The 17,761-nt window shown below is 74.7% G+C and carries 13 protein-coding genes; 7 read left to right on the top strand and 6 right to left on the bottom strand.

The features are described from left to right. Positions 1–281: 281 nt before the first annotated feature. On the bottom strand, positions 282–1,637 hold the full coding sequence (locus NRO40_RS27425; protein WP_058940445.1) for an APC family permease: 1,356 nt from the start codon (positions 1,635–1,637) through the stop codon (positions 282–284). A 325-nt stretch (positions 1,638–1,962) separates the two neighbouring features. Here NRO40_RS27425 and NRO40_RS27420 point away from each other — a divergent pair, with 325 nt between their 5' ends. The 3 genes from NRO40_RS27420 to NRO40_RS27410 are packed head-to-tail and all read left to right on the top strand — an operon-like array spanning position 1,963 to position 3,853. Continuing rightward, positions 1,963–2,454, top strand: a complete 492-nt coding sequence (locus NRO40_RS27420) for a hypothetical protein (protein WP_058940444.1) — start codon at positions 1,963–1,965, stop codon at positions 2,452–2,454. Next, positions 2,451–3,620, top strand: a complete 1,170-nt coding sequence (locus tag NRO40_RS27415; RefSeq protein WP_058940443.1) for a zinc-dependent alcohol dehydrogenase — start codon at positions 2,451–2,453, stop codon at positions 3,618–3,620. The genes NRO40_RS27420 and NRO40_RS27415 overlap by 4 nt, the downstream gene beginning before the upstream one ends. 41 nt (positions 3,621–3,661) lie before the next feature. Further along, positions 3,662–3,853, top strand: coding sequence for a hypothetical protein (locus tag NRO40_RS27410; protein ID WP_058940442.1), 192 nt, complete (start codon positions 3,662–3,664; stop codon positions 3,851–3,853). 77 nt (positions 3,854–3,930) lie between these two features. On the opposite strand, the gene NRO40_RS27405 is transcribed toward NRO40_RS27410, so the two are convergent. Then, on the bottom strand, positions 3,931–4,653 hold the full coding sequence (locus tag NRO40_RS27405) for an alpha/beta hydrolase (RefSeq protein WP_079046793.1): 723 nt from the start codon (positions 4,651–4,653) through the stop codon (positions 3,931–3,933). A 551-nt stretch (positions 4,654–5,204) separates the two neighbouring features. Between NRO40_RS27405 and NRO40_RS27400 the strand changes: the two genes are divergently transcribed. Continuing rightward, the gene (locus NRO40_RS27400; protein WP_058940441.1) at positions 5,205–6,965 is read left to right on the top strand and encodes a VanW family protein; all 1,761 of its coding nucleotides are present in this window, start codon (positions 5,205–5,207) and stop codon (positions 6,963–6,965) included. A gap of 171 nt (positions 6,966–7,136) precedes the next feature. Here the strand turns inward: NRO40_RS27400 and NRO40_RS27395 are convergent, their stop codons facing one another. Next, a complete protein-coding gene (locus NRO40_RS27395) occupies positions 7,137–8,693 on the bottom strand; it encodes a cellulose binding domain-containing protein (RefSeq protein ID WP_232790941.1) in 1,557 nt (518 codons plus the stop codon). A gap of 659 nt (positions 8,694–9,352) precedes the next feature. Here NRO40_RS27395 and NRO40_RS27390 point away from each other — a divergent pair. After that, the gene (locus NRO40_RS27390) at positions 9,353–10,090 is read left to right on the top strand and encodes a dienelactone hydrolase family protein (RefSeq protein ID WP_107114988.1); all 738 of its coding nucleotides are present in this window, start codon (positions 9,353–9,355) and stop codon (positions 10,088–10,090) included. Between the two features lie 375 nt (positions 10,091–10,465). On the opposite strand, the gene NRO40_RS27385 is transcribed toward NRO40_RS27390, so the two are convergent. From NRO40_RS27385 to NRO40_RS27375, 3 genes are all read right to left on the bottom strand, one after another. Beyond that, a complete protein-coding gene (locus tag NRO40_RS27385) occupies positions 10,466–11,413 on the bottom strand; it encodes a helix-turn-helix domain-containing protein (protein ID WP_058940440.1) in 948 nt (315 codons plus the stop codon). Between the two features lie 200 nt (positions 11,414–11,613). Continuing rightward, on the bottom strand, positions 11,614–12,822 hold the full coding sequence (locus NRO40_RS27380) for a S1 family peptidase (protein ID WP_058940439.1): 1,209 nt from the start codon (positions 12,820–12,822) through the stop codon (positions 11,614–11,616). A 652-nt stretch (positions 12,823–13,474) separates the two neighbouring features. Further along, positions 13,475–14,398 carry an NADP-dependent oxidoreductase gene (locus NRO40_RS27375; RefSeq protein ID WP_058940438.1) on the bottom strand — a complete coding sequence of 308 codons (924 nt, stop codon included), beginning with the start codon at positions 14,396–14,398 and terminating at the stop codon, positions 13,475–13,477. Between the two features lie 408 nt (positions 14,399–14,806). Between NRO40_RS27375 and NRO40_RS27370 the strand changes: the two genes are divergently transcribed. Further along, positions 14,807–15,202, top strand: a complete 396-nt coding sequence (locus tag NRO40_RS27370) for a hypothetical protein (RefSeq protein ID WP_058940437.1) — start codon at positions 14,807–14,809, stop codon at positions 15,200–15,202. A 351-nt stretch (positions 15,203–15,553) separates the two neighbouring features. Further along, positions 15,554–17,431, top strand: coding sequence for an ATP-binding protein (locus NRO40_RS27365; protein WP_058940436.1), 1,878 nt, complete (start codon positions 15,554–15,556; stop codon positions 17,429–17,431). Positions 17,432–17,761 lie beyond the last annotated feature (330 nt).

Here is a 17,761-nt window from a genome sequence, read left to right as displayed (position 1 = left end):
CGGACCGCCGTCCGGACCGGGGGGACGCTGCCCGGGCCGGGGCCACGTCGCACAAGGCGGGGGCGCACCCCGGCCCAGGCCCCCTGCCCGCGGCGCCCCGGCCCGGGGCCACGCCTCCCGGCCCGGGGCCACGCCTCCCCGGCCGGGGCGCACCATCGATCCGGGGCCGCACCCCCCGAGCCGGGGCCGCGCTCCCCGAGCCGGGGCCGCGCTCCCCGAGAGGCCACGCCCCCCGGGCCGGGGCCGCGCTCCCCGGCCGGGTCACGCCGCGTGGATCGAGGTCACCCGGTCCGCGTCACGTCGTCCGCGGTGGTGTCGTGGACCGGCCCACCCGGGCGCGAGGCGCGCCGGCGGGCGGCGGACACGCCGAGGACGACGCCGACGGCCAGCACGAGCAGACCCCGGGCCCACACCTCCCCCTCGATGCGGGTGGCGAGCACGACGCACGAGAGGGCGCCGAGCACCGGGAGGACGACCGGTGCGCGGAAGTGGCCCGGCGTGCCGGGATCGCGCCGCAGGACCAGGGCGGCGGTGTTCACCAGGAAGAAGACCACCAGCAGGAGCAGCACCAGGGTGGAGGCGAGGGTGGCGACGCCGCCCGTGAGCGCCAGCAGCATCGACAGGACGGTGGTGACGGTGATGGCCACCCACGGTGTGCGCCGGCGGGGCAGGACCCTGCCGAGCGGGGAGGGCAGCAGGCCGTCGCGGGCCATGCCGTACGCGAGGCGCGAGGACATGATGCCGGTGAGCAGCGCGCCGTTGGCGACGGCGACCAGCGCGATGGCGCTGAACAGCCACACCGGCACGCCGCCCGCCGCCTTGACCACTTCGAGCAGGGGGCCGCTGGACGTCGCCAGCGTGTCGGTCGGTACGGCGGCGGACGCGGCGATGCCGACCAGTACGTAGACGGCGCCGGCCGTGGCGAGTGCGCCGAACAGGGCGCGCGGGTAGGAGCGGCGCGGGTCCCGGGTCTCCTCGGCGACGTTGACGGACGTCTCGAAACCGGCGAAGGAGTAGTAGGCGAGGACCGCGCCGCTCAGCACGGACGCCACCGCGCCCTGCCCGTCCGTACCGAGCCGGGTGAGGCGGCCCGGATCGCCGTCGCCGCGCAGCAGGAGCCAGGCGCCGAGGGCGATGACGATCGCCAGGCCGCCCACCTCGATGAGCGTGGCGACGACGTTGGCGCGGGTGGACTCGCGGATGCCGCGGGCGTTGAGCAGGGCGAGGGCCGCCAGGAACAGCACGGCGACGACCGCGACCGGCACGGTGGCGAAGGCCGAGAGGTAGTCGCCGGCGAAGCCCCGGGCGAGCGCCGCGACGGAGACGATCCCCGCGGCCAGCATGCAGAACCCGGCGACGAAACCGGCGAAGGGCCCGTAGGCGCGGGTGACGTAGTGCGACGCCCCGCCGGCCCGCGGGTACTTCGTCGCGAGCTCGGCGTACGAGGCGGCGGTGAGCAGGGCGAGGCCCAGGGCGACGGCGAGCGGCACCCAGACGGCGCCGCCCGAGTCGGCGGCGACCTGGCCGATCAGGACGTAGACCCCGGCGCCGAGAACGTCACCCAGGATGAAGAAGTAGAGCAGGGGGGTGGTCAGGGCGCGTTCGAGCGGCTGCCCGTGATCATTGGTGGTGGACATGGGTGCCGTTTTCCCCGGCGCCACTCACGCCACGCAGGTCTGCCACGCAGGTCACGGGGACCCGGCCTGCCGGGGCCGTCCGCCCTCGGACGGCCTACGGACGGGCACCACGGACCGCAGCGAGCCGCGCGGACCGTTCCCCGCAGCGGCGGACGCCGTCGCGGTGTCGTCGGAACCGGGCCGGGAGCGGTCGTTGCGCTCCGGTGAACCGGGGTACCCGACGCCGGAAACGACCCGCCGCGCGCGGTCACGGCCCCGCCGGCGATCCGGCTGCCGGGCCCGCGGCCCGCGCGTCCCCCGGCTCCCGCCCCCCTGGAGGCAACGCATGAGCAGTACCAGGCACCGGCTCCTGACCGCCACGGCCGCCACGGCCGCCACGGCCGTCGGCGCGGCCTCGGTGGCGCTGTGGCGCCGGGTGGCCGCCCGGTCGGCGGACCGGACGGAAGGCGGCGACCGGTGGCTGACGGTCACCGTCAACCGGCCGCCCGAGGAGATCGACCCGGGTGACCCGCCGGAGCCCCTGCGGAAGTACGCGGACCGGATCGAGGTGCGCACCCGCCCGGCCCCCGGCGGGCGGGGCACGGAGCTGGCCGCGCGCCTGCGCGGGGGCACGCCGCCCGTGGCCACGTCCCCCGTGGCGAGGCTCGCGGGCGAGGACCCGCGCCAGGACGTGCGCCGGGCGCTGCGCGACGCGAAGGCCCTGCTGGAGGCGGGCGAGGTGCTGGAGCCCGACGCGCCGCCCACCACGCGGGACACACCGGGCGGACGCCTCGTCGGGCTGGTGACGCGCAGGTCGGGCGGGGAGGGAGTGCTGTGAAGGCGCTGTGCTGGGAAGGCGTGAACAAGCTGTCGGTGGAGCGGGTTCCCGACCCGGAACTGCGCAACGACCAGGACATGATCGTCCGGCTCGTCGCCGGGACGACGTGCGGGTCGGACCTGCACTTGATCGGCGGGTACATCCCGGCGATGCGGGCCGGGGACGTCATCGGCCACGAGTTCGTCGGCGAGGTCCTGGAGACGGGGCCCGGGGTGCGGCGGCACAAGGTGGGCGACCGGGTCGTCGTCTGCTCGTTCGTCGGCTGCGGCCGGTGCTGGTACTGCGCCAACGACCTGTGGTCCCTGTGCGACAACACCAACACCAACCCCGGTGTCGGGCAGGCCATGTTCGGCTACGAGTCGGCCGGCATCTTCGGCTACTCGCACGCCATGGGCGGACTGCGCGGCAGCCACGCCGAGTACGTGCGCGTCCCGTTCGCCGACTACGGGGCGTTCCCCGTGCCCGACGCGATCGACGACGTCAGCGCCCTGTTCGTGTCGGACTCCGCGCCCACGGGATGGATGGGCGCCCACCTCGGCGGGGTGAAGCCGGGCGACGTGGTGGCGGTGTGGGGGTGCGGCGCGGTCGGGCAGATGGCGGCCAGGGCTGCGGCCTTGCTGGGCGCCGAACGCGTCATCTCGATCGACCGGATCCCCGAGCGGCTGGCCATGGCGGAGCGGTACGCCGGCGCGGAGACGATCGACTACTCCACCACCGACGTCGCCGCCGAGTTGCGCGAGCGCACCGGTGGTCGCGGGCCCGACGTGTGCATCGAGGCGGTCGGCATGGAGGCCCACAGCACCGGACCCCTGCACGTGTACGACCAGGTCAAGCAGCAGCTTCGGCTCCAGACCGACCGGCCGACCGCCGTCCGGGAGGCCATCCACGCCTGCCGGAAGGGGGGAACCGTCTTCATCCTCGGTGTGTTCGCGGGCGCGGTCGACAAGTTTCCGCTCGGCGCGGTCGTCAACAAGGGACTCACCGTGCGGGGCGCGCAGATGCACGGCCAGCGGTACATCCCGATGCTCCTGGACCGCCTGGCGGCCGGCGAGCTGGACACGGCCCACCTGGCCACGCACACCGTGTCCCTCGACGAGGCGCCGATGGCCTACGACCTGTTCAAGAAGAAGACCGACGGCTGCGTCCGTGCCGTCATCCGCCCGTGAGGCGTCGCCGGAAGACGCCCGTCAGACCAGAGGAGTCCGTCGTGAACCAGCCTGAGAAGTCGCGGGACGAGAAGGCGTCGCCCCGGGAGCGCGTCCCCGGTGAGGAGGGCGTCACCCCGGAGGAGGAGCGGCGCGGGGAGCCCGCCCGGGAGCGGAAGGCGAGCGCGGCCCGGGACGCCGACGCCCCGACCGGGGGCACCCCGGAGGACCTGAACGTGGGCCCCTCGGCGTGACCCGACCACACACCCGCCCCCACCCGGCCCGGGCCGCCCGACACGGTCCGGGCCGGGCCGTGGCGCGTGCGGTGCGCTCAGCGCGCGAACCGGTCGGCCGGGACGGGCACGTCCGCGGCGGGGTCCGGTCGGAGGAGGCCGTCGGGGCAGGGGCCCAGGCCGAGCATGCCGAGCGCCGCCTCGGTGGTGAGCCGGTGCCAGGCTCCGGCGTCGCGCAGCATGGCGTGCCCGCCCCGCGGCATGGAGACGCCGACCGCGCCGGCGCCCGCCTGCCGCGACCGGCGCACCAGCTCCCAGGAGCCGCGGGCGGCGGTGACGCGGTCCCGCTCGTCGTGGAGGGCGACGACGTGCCGACCGCGCAGGTGCGCCACCGGCTCGCCGGGCGGACACCAGGGCGCGAGGGCGACGACGCCGCGCACGTACCGGTCACCCGCCAGGCGCAGGGCGGCCCGGCCGCCCATGGAGTGCCCGACGAGCACGACGGGTACCGGCCCGGCGCGCCGGTGCAGCTCCTCCAGGGCGCGGCGCGCGTCCTGGAGGGCGTCCTCGCGGGAGCCGTTCCAGCCGCGGTGGCGGTAGCGCACGCCGGCGACGGCGACGGCGTCCCCGCGCGTGGCGCGCAGGACGGCGGAGGCGAAGGGGCGCAGGCGCAGGGCGGGGAGGTCGAGCGGGCGCGGGGCGTCGAGCGCGTCGGCCCGCCCGCCGTGCAGGAACAGCACCGCCGCGGCCGCTTCCCCCGGCGCGCGCCGGACCACGAGCCGCCCGTCGTCGCCGTCACCGGTCGGCGCGCCGTCCACCATGGGTCCTCCCGCAGTCGTCGCCCCCGTCCCGGCGGGACCCTACCGGGACGGCCGGCGCCCGCCTCGCCCGGGGGGCGTCGCCCCGGCTCCGTACTCGCGCCCGCGTGGGTGGGCCGCGGGTGGGGGCGACTCCCCGCCCGCGGTGCACGGTGCGAGCGGGTACGGCGGCGGGCGCGACGTGGCGGGTAGGGCGGCGGGCACGACGTGAGCGGGCGGCCTGGGGCTGGCGCGGCGGCGGGCGCGGCCTGGGCGGGTACGGCGGCGGGCACGACGTGAGCGGGCGCGGCCGGAGCGGGCTGCCCGGCCGGGGCGGGCTGCCCGGCCGGGGCGGGCTGCCCGGTCGGGGCGGACGACGCGCAGAGGCGTCGGTTTCCAGCCGGATCGGCGTGATCCAGGGCATACCGCGCGGACCCGGTTGTTGCTACTTTGGGCGACTTGCCTGACGGGGCCCGCCCGCCACCTCTCCCCTCGCCTCTCGTCCCCTCTCGCTCTCCCCCTCGCCCCTCCCGTGTCACCGCACGTGCGCCGCCACCGACCCCCCAGGGAGACCCATGCGCCGCCGCCCGATACTTCCCGCACGGCCCGCCGCCTGGACGGGCGGCGCGCTCGCCGTCGGCGTCGGCGGGCTGTACGCCGCCGGGCTGTTCTTCGGCGGCGGTGAGATCGACGCGGGTACCACGATCGGAGGGGTGGAGGTCGGGGGGCTGACCCGGGCGGAGGCCGTCCGCACGGTGGAGCAGCAGCTGTCGGCACCCGCCTCGCGCCCCCTCGTCGTGCGGGTCGGTGACCGCGACGCCATGGTGGACCCCCGCCGGGCAGGGCTCTCCTTCGACGTCCCCCGCTCCGTCGATCAGGTCGCGCGCTCCGGCGCCGATCCGGTCGCGGTGATCGGCGGGCTCTTCCGCTCGGGTCGGCGGGTCGAGCCGGTGGTGCGGGTCGACGAGGACGAGGCCCGCGACGCCCTGACCGCCCTGGCGGGGTCGCTGGACCGGACGGTACGCGACGGCGCGGTGGTCTTCGACGGGGGCAGGGCCCGGGAGGTCCCCGCCCGCACCGGGTATGCCCTGGACGTCGACGCGGCGGTCGCCCCGCTGACGGACGCGTTCCCCGCGGAGAAGGCCGGGCCGGTGACGGTGCTGCCGAGCCGGCGGACCGACCCGAAGGTGACCGCGCAGGAGACGCGGCGGGCGATGGGCGAGTTCGCCCGCCCGGCCATGTCGGCGCCGGTCACCCTCACCCTGGCCGGCGAGCGTGTGACGATCACCCCGGCCGTCGTCGGCGCGCACCTGGAGATGCGGCCGGACGCCGCCGGCCGGCTGGTTCCCCGGCTCGACGGCAAGGGCCTGCTGGCCGCCCCCGAGGTGGCCCGCCCGGTCTCCGCCCTCACCGGCCCTCCCGAGAACGCCGTCCTGCGGCTCGACGGCGAGCGGGTCGTCGTGGCCGCCGACGGCAAGGTCGGCCGGCGGGTGACGCCCGGGGCGCTGAGCGGAGCGGTCCTGCCCCTGCTGACCCGGTCGGGCGCCGACGCCCGTACCGGTGAGCTGCCCGCGCGGGTCACGCGGCCGGCCGTGACCCGGGAGAACGCCTCCGAACTGGGCCTGAAGGAGGAGATGTCGTCCTTCACCGTGGGCTTCGAGCGGGCCGAGTACCGCACGAAGAACATCGGCCGGGCAGCGGAACTCATCGACGGCTCGGTGGTGCTGCCGGGCGAGACCTGGAGCCTCAACCGGACCGTCGGCGAGCGCACCGAGGCCAACGGGTTCACGGAGGGCGTCATCATCCTCGACGACAAGTACGCGAAGGCGGCCGGGGGCGGCGTCTCCACCGTGGCCACCACCGTCTTCAACGCGATGTTCTTCGCCGGACTGGAGCCCGTCGAGTACGGCGCGCACTCCTTCTACATCGAGCGCTACCCGGAGGGCCGCGAGGCGACGGTCGCGTGGGGCCACCTCGACCTCCGCTTCCGCAACGACTCGGGCCACGCGATGGCCATCCGCGCCAAGGCCACGGACACCTCCGTGACCGTCACCTTCCTCGGGACGAAGAAGTACGACGAGGTCAAGGCGGTGAAGGGGCCGCGCACCCGTGTGCAGCAGCCGGCGAAGAAGGTCAGCGCCGACGAGGCGTGCGTACCGCAGACCCCGCTGGAGGGCTTCGACGTGACCGTGGACCGGGTGTTCGTCCAGGACGGCCGGGAGGTCCGGCGCGAGCCGTTCCACACGCGCTACACGCCGCGGGACGAGGTCGTCTGCCAGGCGACGGAGGACCGGACGGCACCGGACGGCCGGGAGCCGGCGGCGCAGGACCGGTGAGGCGAGGGACCGTGGCGCGAGACCGGTGACGCCCGGCCGCCGACGGGCGGCCAACGGGCAGACGGGGCAGCCGGGGCGGCCACGCGCGGAACGGGACGGGAACGGGGACGGCGGCGGGGACGGCGCCCCCGGCCTCGGCCGGGGGCGCCGCGTGGGGGGTGGCGGGCCCCGTCAGCCGGTGAAGCCGGCGGTGATGGTGGTGAACTCCCAGTTCGGCCGGTCCCGGTTGACCGACCAGAAGGCCAGACGGCTGATGTGGTGGGCGTTCGCCCAGTCGCGGATCTGGGTCCAGATCCGGGGGGTGGTCACCTCTCCGGTGTCGCTGCTGCCGTTCATGCCGGAGATGCCGATGTGGGCGTAGGCCTGCGCGTCGCTCCAGCCGAAGACGGACACCAGCTTGTCCTTCAGGCCCTCGGTGGCGGTGACGGTGCTGCCGTACATGTCGGCTCCACCGCCGAAGTTGAACGGCATGATGGTGAAGTTGTCGATGTCCGCGTCGAGGGCGTGGGCGCGCTCGATGAGGCGGTCGCCCCAGGAGTTGGGGCCGCTGACGAGGGTCGGGAAGGTCAGGATCGTCCGCAGGCCGGGGTTGTTCCGCTTGACGATCTTCAGGGCGGTGAGGATGCGGTCCTGGACGGCGGCGTTCTCGAACTCGTCGGTGTTCTCGATGTCGACGTCGATCGCCTTCAGGCCGTAGGCGTCGATCACCTTCTGGTAGGCGCCGGCCAGGGCCTCGGGGGTGGAGCAGTTGGGGCCGAGCTTGTTGCCGCTCCAGCCGCCGATGGACGGGACGACGTCGCCGCCGGCCGCGCGGATCGCCCTGATGGTGGACTCGTCGACGCCGCCGGTGAGGGGGCGCTGGCCGTCCCACGCGGGGGTGCAGCCGTTCCGGGCGAGGATGAAGGCCATCGTGAACCACTTGGTGCCCGTGGCCCTCATGACCTCGGTGGCGTTCGGCGGGTCGCCCCAGCCGAGGTACAGGTAGGGCGAGGCCTGGACGAAGCGGGCGCCGCCGTCGCCGCCGCCCGTGGTGGTCACCGTCAGGGTGCCGCCGGCGGGACCGACCTGGTCCGCGGTGTCGCGGGCGCGGACGCTGTACTCGTACGTGGTGCCCGGCGAGAGCCCGGTGTCGGTGTGACCGGCGGCCGTGACCGTGGCGACCTTGGCGGAGCCCCGGTACACGTCGTAGTTCCTCACGCCCTTGTCGTCGGTGGCGGCCGTCCACCTGAGGGTCACCGCGGTGTCGGTGACGGTCCCGGCGGTGGGCGTGCCGGGGGCGGACGGCGGTGCGTCGCCGGGGGTGCCCGATCCGTCGCAGGGGGCGCCGTTCAGGGCGCAGCCGGTCGCGTCCGCGCCGCCGCTTCCGGTGCCGTTGAAGCCGAAGGAGACGCTGGCGCCAGGGGCGAGGGTGCCGTTGTACGAGGCGTTCCTCGCGGTCCATCGGGTGCCGGAGCCGGTGACGGTGGCGTCCCAGGCGGACGTGACGGAGGTGCCGGCGGGGAAGTCCCAGGAGACGGTCCAGCCGTCGATGGCGGTGGTGCCGGTGTTCTTGACGGTCCATTGGCCGGTGAAGCCGCCGCCCCAGTCCTGGGTCTTCCGGTACGTCGCCTGGGCGTCGGCGGCCTGTGCCGGAGCGGCGAGGCCGACCATGGCGGCGAGCGGGAGGACCAGGCAGGCGAGCAGCGCCGTGGCCCGTGTCCACGGGCGTCTGGCGGTGGGGGATCTCAAGGCGTCTCCCTCGAGTGTCGGTTCCGTAAGGGGTCCGGGCGGCGTGCCCGCGCGTGCGGCCGCCCGTCGTTCGTGGGGACCTGTTCCGTCGGACCCGTGGGGGTCCGACCCGTGCCGATCCGACCTGTCGGTGGTCCGACCTGTCGGTCGTGCCATGACACTCACACGGCAGGGAGGCTATTGGTATGAACCAATCCGGTCAATAGGTCTGGACCAATTAGGAGTTCCGCACGGCCGTTCCCTCCCTGGGCACGATGCGTCCGGGGGCGCCCACACAGGCGGCCTGACCACGTTCCTGGGCTCTGACCGAGATGCGCGCCAAAGGAACGACGGGATGATCTTGAAACCCGACGTCGACCTCACCCCGCTGCGCGAGCAGGACCTGACTGCCGCAGGTCTCCGCCACGCCGCCCGAACCGTGAGGCGAACCAGCTGGTGACGCCCTTCACGGGAGCGGGCCGGTATACCCCAGGATCCTGCTACGAGGGTCAGCCTCCAACACCGTGGCCTGGGCCGGTGATCCGATAGCGCCGCCGTGGGAACGGGGCTTGTGACGGTTCCTGTGAGCCCTCGCCGCATTTCAGAGGGACACCCGCGCTGTTCTGCCGGCGGCAGAACACCGGCCGGACCGGGCTCGACGATCACTACAGTCCAGGCTCATGACGACGATGACGACGCGTACGGTCGAGTACCCGGCCGACGGTTTGACGATGATCGGGCACCTCGCGCTCCCCACCGGCGTCGACCGCCGGCCCGCGGTGCTGCTCGGACCGGAGGGCATGGGGCTCAGCGACGTCGAGCGCCGCCGGGCCGATGCTCTCGCCGAGCTGGGATATGTAGCGCTGGCCTTCGACCTTCACGGCGGGCGCTATCTGGGTGACCCCGAGGAGATGCTGGCCCGTTGCCTGCCGCTGCTCGCCGACCCCGACCGGATGCGGCGCATCGGCCACGCGGCGCTCGACGTGTTGCGCACCGAACCGCGGACCGACCCCGAACGGATCGCCACCGTCGGCTACGGCACCGGGGGCGCGATCGGGCTGGAACTCGGGCGCGACGGCGTCAACCTGCACGCGATCGGGACAGTCAACGCGACTACCACGGGCCGACCGGGCGAGGCAGCGCGCATTCGCTGCCCGGTGTGGGCGGGGGTCGGGTCGGAAGACCCGATCATGTCGCCCGCGCAACGGACCGCGTTCACCGCCGAGATGCAGGCCGCGGGCGTCGACTGGCGCCTCACGGTCTACGGCGGAGCCCTGCACGGCTTCCACCACCCGCCGGTCGACCACCCCACGGTCCCCGGCGTCGGCTACCACCCACGGCACGCGCAGCGAGCCTGGCGCGACGTCGTCGACCTGCTCGCCGAGTGTCTGCCCGTGACGGAGGACCCGGGGGTATGACCCAGGCAAACACACTGGCGCCAGGACTGGTCGGCGTCGGGCACTGACAGTCTCCTCCCCTCAGGTCCGGACAGCGGAACTACATGCGAGCAGATGCTCGATCGCGGGACGTATGCACAACCGCCGCAGTAAGGTCGCCGGTTTCAGATCCCTTCCTGACCCGCCCACCCGCTTCGGTCGGCCGCCGCCGGCGACGCGGTCGTCTGCCAGGGCGACACGGGCGGCCCCGTCCTGCGCGAGACCGGTGGCGCGCCGCAACCGCCGGCCGTCGTCGGCAGGTCCTGGCAGGGCGGCTGCTCGGCGCCCCCGCGACGGAGACCCGGACGGACGCCTTCGCGAGCCGCGTCGACGTCCTGGCTCCGGGCGGGCAGGGGCTCAGCCGGTGTCGTCGTCGGGGCCGGGCGGCCAGGTCCAGTGCATGCCGTGGACGCCGGGGGTGCACTTCCCCGGGTACAGGTGGGCGGCCCGCGAGGCGTCGACGACGAGGCGGGCGACCTGCTCCTGCGGGGCGTCGGTCCGGCGCCGGTAGTACTTGTGGCACGTCGCCGGCACCGCTCCGGGGGCGAAGGAGACGTGCAACAGGTACTCACGCAGGTTGGTGCGGACGCGACGTTCGTAGAACGAGCTGGCGGCGGGCCCCGACGGGAAGTCGACGTCGTAGCGGACGACGGCGGTCTCGCCGCGCCGCAGGGGCCGCCCCAGCAGGATGTCGGCGACCACGCACCGCAGGGGACCTTCCGTCCGCACCGCGCCGAGCGCGCCGCAGTGGACGGTGAAGTCGAGCTCCGGCGGCACGCCCTCGTCGACCTGGTGCACGAGGGTCAGCCGGTCCGGGCCGTCGCAGATGGCGCGGAGCACCTGGGTGACGGACAGGCGGCGGATGCAGCGGTCCTCGGCCACGTGGACCGCCTCGTGGATGGAGAGCGGGGCGATGTCCCGGTTGAAGAGCGCGAACGCGGCGCCGAGGGCCCGCTCCACCTCGGAACCCGGGGCGAAGACGCGGCGCGAGGCGGTGACGTCCTGGCCGCTGGTGCGCGCCCTCCCCCGCGGCCGGTGGGGTTGGAGGAGTCCGACGAGGTGGCCGCGGGGTACGGCCAGGATCTCCTCCAGCTTCCGCACGGCCCGGAGGGACTGCGGGCGTTCGGGCAGGCTGCGGCCGCGCTGCCAGTGGCTGAGCGTGGCGGGGCTGATCCGTATGCCGCGCTCGGCCAGGCGGTCGCACACGCGCTGCAGGGGCAGACCGCGCTGGCGGAGGGCCTGCCGGAGCGCCGCGTCGAAGGTTGCCGGGGCGTCCGGGGGGTCGTCGGCGGGGAGGTGCGGCATGTGGCCTTCACGAGCGGGGCGGCGTGACGGAACCGCGGGAGGCACGGCGGGCGGCACGGGCGGGGTGTGGGGCGGGCGGTGGCGGGTGTCGGGGTGCGGTGTCGGGGACGGACCCGGTGGGGATCGGTGCGGGCCGGGTATGGCCGGTGAGGGGGAGGGTACGGGGGCGGCGCGCCGACGGACGCACCGCCCCCGCGGGTTCACTGGGTGTTCAGCGTGAGCCCGTAGTACCGCAGGGTGTCGTCGAGCGGCTGGAAGTAGGACGAGCCGGACCCGTACACGCCGCTGCACCGCTGGCCGGTGGGACCTCCGGAGGTCATGCCCTGTCCCTGGTCGCCCGAGATGTAGGCGCCGCCGCTGTCACCGCCCTCCGTGCAGACCGAGGAGCTGCCGAGGCCGGTCACGAGGGTCTGCACCCGCGTCCGGGGGTTGGTGTAGGTCACGGAGACGTTGTAGGAGGACACCGCACCGCACGTCCAGCCCGTGGTCGCGCCGGACTTGCACACCGTCGCGCCGCGCGGGGCGCGCTGGCTGCCCTTGACCGCGACGGGCCCGCCGTTGCCCCAGGTGCCGACGGACGTGGCGATCGCGTCGCCGGAGTCGACCCGGGCGGTGCCCATGTCGACGCTGTCGTACCCCTCGCGGTAGCGGGAGCGCTCGCCGACCGCGAACCGGTCGCCGTCGAGGTACAGGCCGGGCCCGCCGGCGACGCAGTGCCCCGCGGACACCAGGTGCTGACGGCCCTGGGAGTCGCGCGCCCCGAAGCCGACCGAGCACCAGGAGCCCGGGTCGTTGTTGATGTTCATGCGGCTGCCCGGGTACACGGTGGCCTGCGCTTCGAGGACGTCCTTGTCCTCCACCACGCGGACGGCGCTGCCGCCGTGACGGGCGGCCGCCGCGAGGAAGGCGCGGGCGGCGGCCTGGTTCCGGTCCGCGACCGTGACGGTGACGGTGTCGGAGGCGACGTCCACCTCCCACGAGGTCACGCCCTCGGGCACCTGCCGGGTGGCCTGTGCGTCGAGCGCGGCCTTGATCCGGTCGAGCGCGGCCTCGCCGCGCTCGGGTATGCGCGCCTGGAGGCCGGCGTTCCGCACGGCGCCCGCGGCGCGTCCGTCCGCGGCGTTGACGACGAGGCGGCCGGCGTCGTCGAAGAACGCCCCGTCGGCGCGCACTCCGGCGCGCTCCAGGCGGTCGAGGGTTTCCTGCTGGTCGGCCTGGCGGTCCAGGTGCCGGACCGCCGCCGTGTCGCTGACGCCGAGGGACTGCGCCAGCGCGTGCACCATCTGCGGCTGGTAGTGGCCGGGGGCCGGCTCGGGCCCGGTGGCCGCGTGCGCGCCCTGCATTCCGGTGGCGGCCAGGGCCGCGACGGCCAGGGCGGTGGTGAGCAGGCGGTTGCGCGAGAGGGTCATGGGGGTCCTTTGCGGAAGGAGAAGAACGGGCCGCATTGACGGAGGCATGACAAGAAAGCCCGTCCGGACGGCGGTCGACCGACACTCCGAGAGCCGGCCCCCCGCGCCCTGCGGCCCGGCGGCGCTGTGGGGGAAGCACCGCGGGCATGACTGTGCCCGGTACGCGCCATGGCCGACAACCCTCGGGTGACGGCCGGTTTTTAACAGATTTTCCGCTCTCTGTAATCCCACGGACCGCTTACGTGGCGCCGTCCGCTCCACAGGACCGCGTACCGGCCCCCGCCCGGCCCACCCTGCCCGCGGTACTGCGGTACGCGGCGGACCCCCTGTTCCGGACATGCGAAGTCGCCGCCAGGGAACGCACACCCTGACGGCGACTGATGTCCCGGCACCGCGACCGCGGCAGGCACCACCCCACGCCGACGTACCCAACGGCTCCGCGCGCCGGCCCACCCGACGCCTGCGGCCACCGGCCCGTCGGCCGGACCCGGGCACGGACCTCCACCTCGGGCACCGACCGGCCCGACGGCTCCGGACACCGGCCGGCCCGACGGCTCCGGACACCGGCCGGCCAGTCAACGCCGGGCGGCGACCCGCCCGTCGCCCCCGAGCGCCGGCCTCGCGCTCACCGGCTCCGTGCCCGCCGGCGGTGTCAGTCGACCCGGAGGACCAGCTTGCCGCGGGTGTGGCCCTCGCGGCTGATGCGCCAGGACTCGGCCGCCTCGGCCAGGGGGAGGACCTTCGCGACGGACACCGTGAGCCGCCCTTCGTCGGCGAGCGCGGCCAGCGCGGCCAGGCCGCCGGAGTCGGGCCGCACCCACACGTAGTGCCCGCCGTGCTCGGTGACCTCCGCTGCGACGATCGAGGCCAACCGCCCCGGATCGCCGAGCAGTTCCAGGGAGACGTCGACGGCGTCGCCACCGACGCAGTCGAGAACCGCGTCGACGCCGTCCGGGGCCACGGCGCGGACCCGATCGGCCAGGCCCTCGCCGTAGGTCACCGGCTCCGCACCCAGCCCCCGCAGGAAGTCGTGGTTGCCCTCCCCCGCGGTCCCGATCACGCGCACGCCCCGGGCGACGGCGATCTGGGCCGCCAGGGAGCCGACCCCGCCGGCGGCGGCGTGGACGAGCAGGGTGTCGCCGGGCCCCGCAGCGACGCGCTCCAGGGCCTGGTACGCCGTGAGTCCGGCGAGCGGCAGCCCGGCCGCCTGCTCCCAGTCGAGCGAGGCCGGCTTGCGGGCCAGCATGCGCACGTGCGCCGACACCTTCTCGGCGTAGGCGCCGAGCTGGGCCGTGTCCTTGCGGATGTACCCGAAGACCTCGTCCCCCACGGCGAACTCCTCGGCGTCGAACCCCACGCGTTCGACGACCCCGGCGACGTCCCATCCGGGAATCATCGGGAACCGGCTCTCCATGACGGGGTCCAGCAGGCCCTCCGCCACCTTCCAGTCCACCGGGTTGACCCCGGCGGCCTTCACGCGCACGAGCACTTCACCCGGCGCCACCTTGGGGTCGGGCTGGTCGGTCAGTTCGAGGTCCTGGGCCGTTCCATAGGTCTGCAGAGTCATCGCCTTCATGGCCCCCACGGTACATGCAGGCGCGGGATACCCGCTGGAGCAACTAGCGGGGGCGGTGTCGGGTCCTCCGTGCCGCCGCGGCGGCGCTCGGGCGGCTGCACCGCGAAGACCGAAGAAGACCGGGCCGGAGACGCGAGTGCCCGAACCCCCGGGAGTCATGCGTCCACTGGTCCGAAGACGCGCCGAGGGCCTTCGACTCCCCCGGCTGCAGCACGGCCTGTTCGCGCGCGTCGCATCGGCACACCCCCCGCCGTCGCCGATGGCAGGCCGGCAAACGACAAGCGGCAAGCGGCAAGCGGGTCCCCCCTTCGCCACGGGATCAGCATGGTGCCGCACGTCAGGGGTAAGCGGACGGCGGTGGTCAGGAAGCGGCCTCCCTCTCTCCGGTATGCCTGCGAGGAGCCAGCGTTGCCGTTCCCGTGCTACCGCCTCAGCAGCGACGACCTCGTGATCGAGATCGGCGACGTCGTCGACGCGCACGAGGAGGAGGCCGCCGAGCGGGAACTCCGTACCGTGGTCACGGGTTCCGGTGCCCGCACGGTGATCGTCGACGTACGGACGGCTCTCGTCACGGCCGCCCTGGTCGACGTGCTGGTACGGGTCCACCGGGCCGCTCGCGACCGGGGCACCGTGGTCTGCGTGGTGGCCCGCCGCCCGCTGGCCCGCAAGGTCTTCCGGGTGTCCCGCGTCTCCCGGACCCTGCTCGTGGCGGCCACGCTGTCCGGCGCCGCGGCCTTGACCCGCGGATGCCGTCCCGCCGCGGAGGAGCGTGACGAACGGAGCGGCCGGAACGCCGGCCGGTGAGCAGCTGATCCCCTCCCCAGCCTGGCTCCGTCCCGCCAGGCCGCGCGGGGCGCTGCCCGCGTTGGCGCACCCCGGTGGTCAGCGCGCGGGTGCCACACCCTCCGCGCTCCTCTCGCCGAGCCGCAGCCGAACCGACGACGGCCCTCCAAGGCAGGGCCCTCACGCCGGGTGTCCACCCGCGCGAGGACTGACGGGCTGACGTCGGACGCCGGACCGCCCACGCGCGACTCGACACAGGAAGGCGACCGGGGAAGACCTCGGTTCCCCGGCACGCACCACCCGTCCGATCTCCTGACCGGCTGGGCGCGGTCGAGGGATACTGGGCCCACAGGAGTGACCCGTGGGGGGACGATGTCCGAGGAGCGCGGCCGGGGGCGGAGGGACGGACACGCGCACGACGAGGTCCGTAACGAGATCTCCGGCGGGGTCTTCCTGGGCCCGGTGGTCCAGGGCCGGGACGTCACCGTACAACTGCCTCGGCCGGTCCCCGTGGCGCTGTCGGGCCTGCCCCCGGCCTCGGGCACCTTCACCGGGCGGGAGGCGGAGCTCACCGCTCTCCTCCGGGAGCTGGCGCCGGGCGTGCGGCAGCAGGCGGTCCTGGTGTCGGCGGTCGCCGGACTGGGAGGGGTCGGGAAGACGGAACTGGTCGTGCAGACCGCCAAGCGCGCGATGGACGAAGAGGGCTGGTTCCCCGGCGGCGTCCTCTTCATCGACATGCTCGGCTACGACGCCGAGAGCCCGCTCACTCCCGAGCACGCCCTCGACCACTTGCTGCGCGCCCTCGGCACACCGCCCGAAAGGATCCCACCCGACCTCCAGGGCCGCTCCCTCCTCTACCGCAGCACACTGTCCGCGCTCGCGGCGGCGGGCCGCCGCGTCCTGGTCGTGGTGGACAACGCCTCCAGCGAGGACCAGGTACGGCCGCTGCTCCCCTCCGACGGCGCCACCGCGACCCTGGTCACCTCCCGCGACAACCTGGACGTGGGTGCCCGCCTGCACGATCTGGCCGCCCTCGACGAGGCCGCCTCCGTGGAGCTGCTGGACCGAGCACTCCGTGCGGCTCGGGGCCCCGGCGACACCCGGGTAGCGGACGCACCGGACCACGCGGCCGTGACCGCCCGGCTGTGCGGGGGCCTGCCGCTGGCCCTGCGGATCATCGCCGCGCTGCTGGCCGACAGCCCCACCCGTCCCCTCGCGTCCCTGACCACCCTCCTGACGGAGCAGCACTCCCGCCTGGACCGACTGCGCCGCCGGGACCGCTCGGTGCGCGCCGCCTTCGACCTGTCCTACCGGCGCCTCTCCCCCCGCCACAGCCGGCTCCTGCGCCTGCTGCCGCTCAACCCGGGCCCGGACATCTCCACCGAGTCCGCCGCCCGGTTGGCGGGCGTCGCCCTGGCCGAGGCCGAGGAACTCCTCTTGGACCTCGCCGACACCCATCTCGTCGACCCGGGCCCCGCCTGGGGCCGTTGGCGCCTGCACGACCTGGTGCGCCTGTACGCCGCCGAACAGGGCCTCGCCCACGCCGTCGGCGACGACCGACATGCGGCCCAGACACGACTGCACCGGCACTACGTGGTCAGCTGCTGGGACGCGCGTTCCCGGATGTTCAGGCCGTACCGCCTCTTCCCCCGCTTCTCCGGTGCCTCGCGTTTCGCCTCTCCGGAGGACGCAGAGGCGTGGTTCGCCGCCGAACGCGTCAACCTGGTCAGCGTGATCACGGCTGACCCACCCCTCGGCCACCCATGGACATCCACGGTGCTCGCCTGGTTCCTCGCCGTCTATCTCAGCTGGGAACACCTCGGTGACGATCTACGCGCCATCACCGCGACGGTCCGGAACACCGCGGACCAGCCGGGGGGCTCCTCCCGAGCCGTCAGGCTCGCGTTGTTCGATCTCGGCTACGAACAACGCCGGATGGGCCTGTCGAACGCGGCGATCCACACCCTGCTGCACGCCGCGGCGCTCGCGCGCGACGCGGGCGAGCGCCGCACCGAAGCCCGGGTCCTGGACGAGATCCGCCACGCTCTGCACAAACTGGATGTGCGGTGGGCGACGCTCACCCCGGCGGCCCACCAAGCGATCGAGGAGTACGTCTTCGGCCACGTCACAGGCCTGGAGCCCCTGCACACCGACAGGGCCGACCCATGGGGATGCGGCTGCCGCGCGTGCTGGGAGCGGCTGCTGGCGCGAGCCCGGAGCCAGGGGCGCCCTCCCCGTCGGCCCGGATGAGGGAACGGTGTCCGGCGCGCGCGATCACAAGGCGGACGAGTGGAGTCATGGCGGAGCCGTGGCGACCGACGACATCGCCGCGTGGGGGCGCCTCCCGTGCCCGAAGGACATGAGGGAGCGCGGGCCAGGCGCCGCGAGCCCGACCCGACCGGACCCGAGCGGACGTCGAGCCGTCATCGAGTCGGTACGGTCTCGCGCCGCCGTGGTCGCGCGGATGAATTTTCTGCCGCCCCCCCCCGATTGACCCGTGGATCATGACTCCGAATGCACCCCGCCATGGGTCTTTCCGGGCCGTAGATTCATCTGTGTCAGCAGGGACCGCCGGTAAGA

Origin of the sequence: Streptomyces changanensis (assembly GCF_024600715.1) — a bacterium.
Lineage (GTDB): Bacteria > Actinomycetota > Actinomycetes > Streptomycetales > Streptomycetaceae > Streptomyces > Streptomyces changanensis.
The sequence above is the reverse complement of the archived record's forward strand: the minus strand, read 5'-3'. Positions and strand labels throughout refer to the sequence as shown.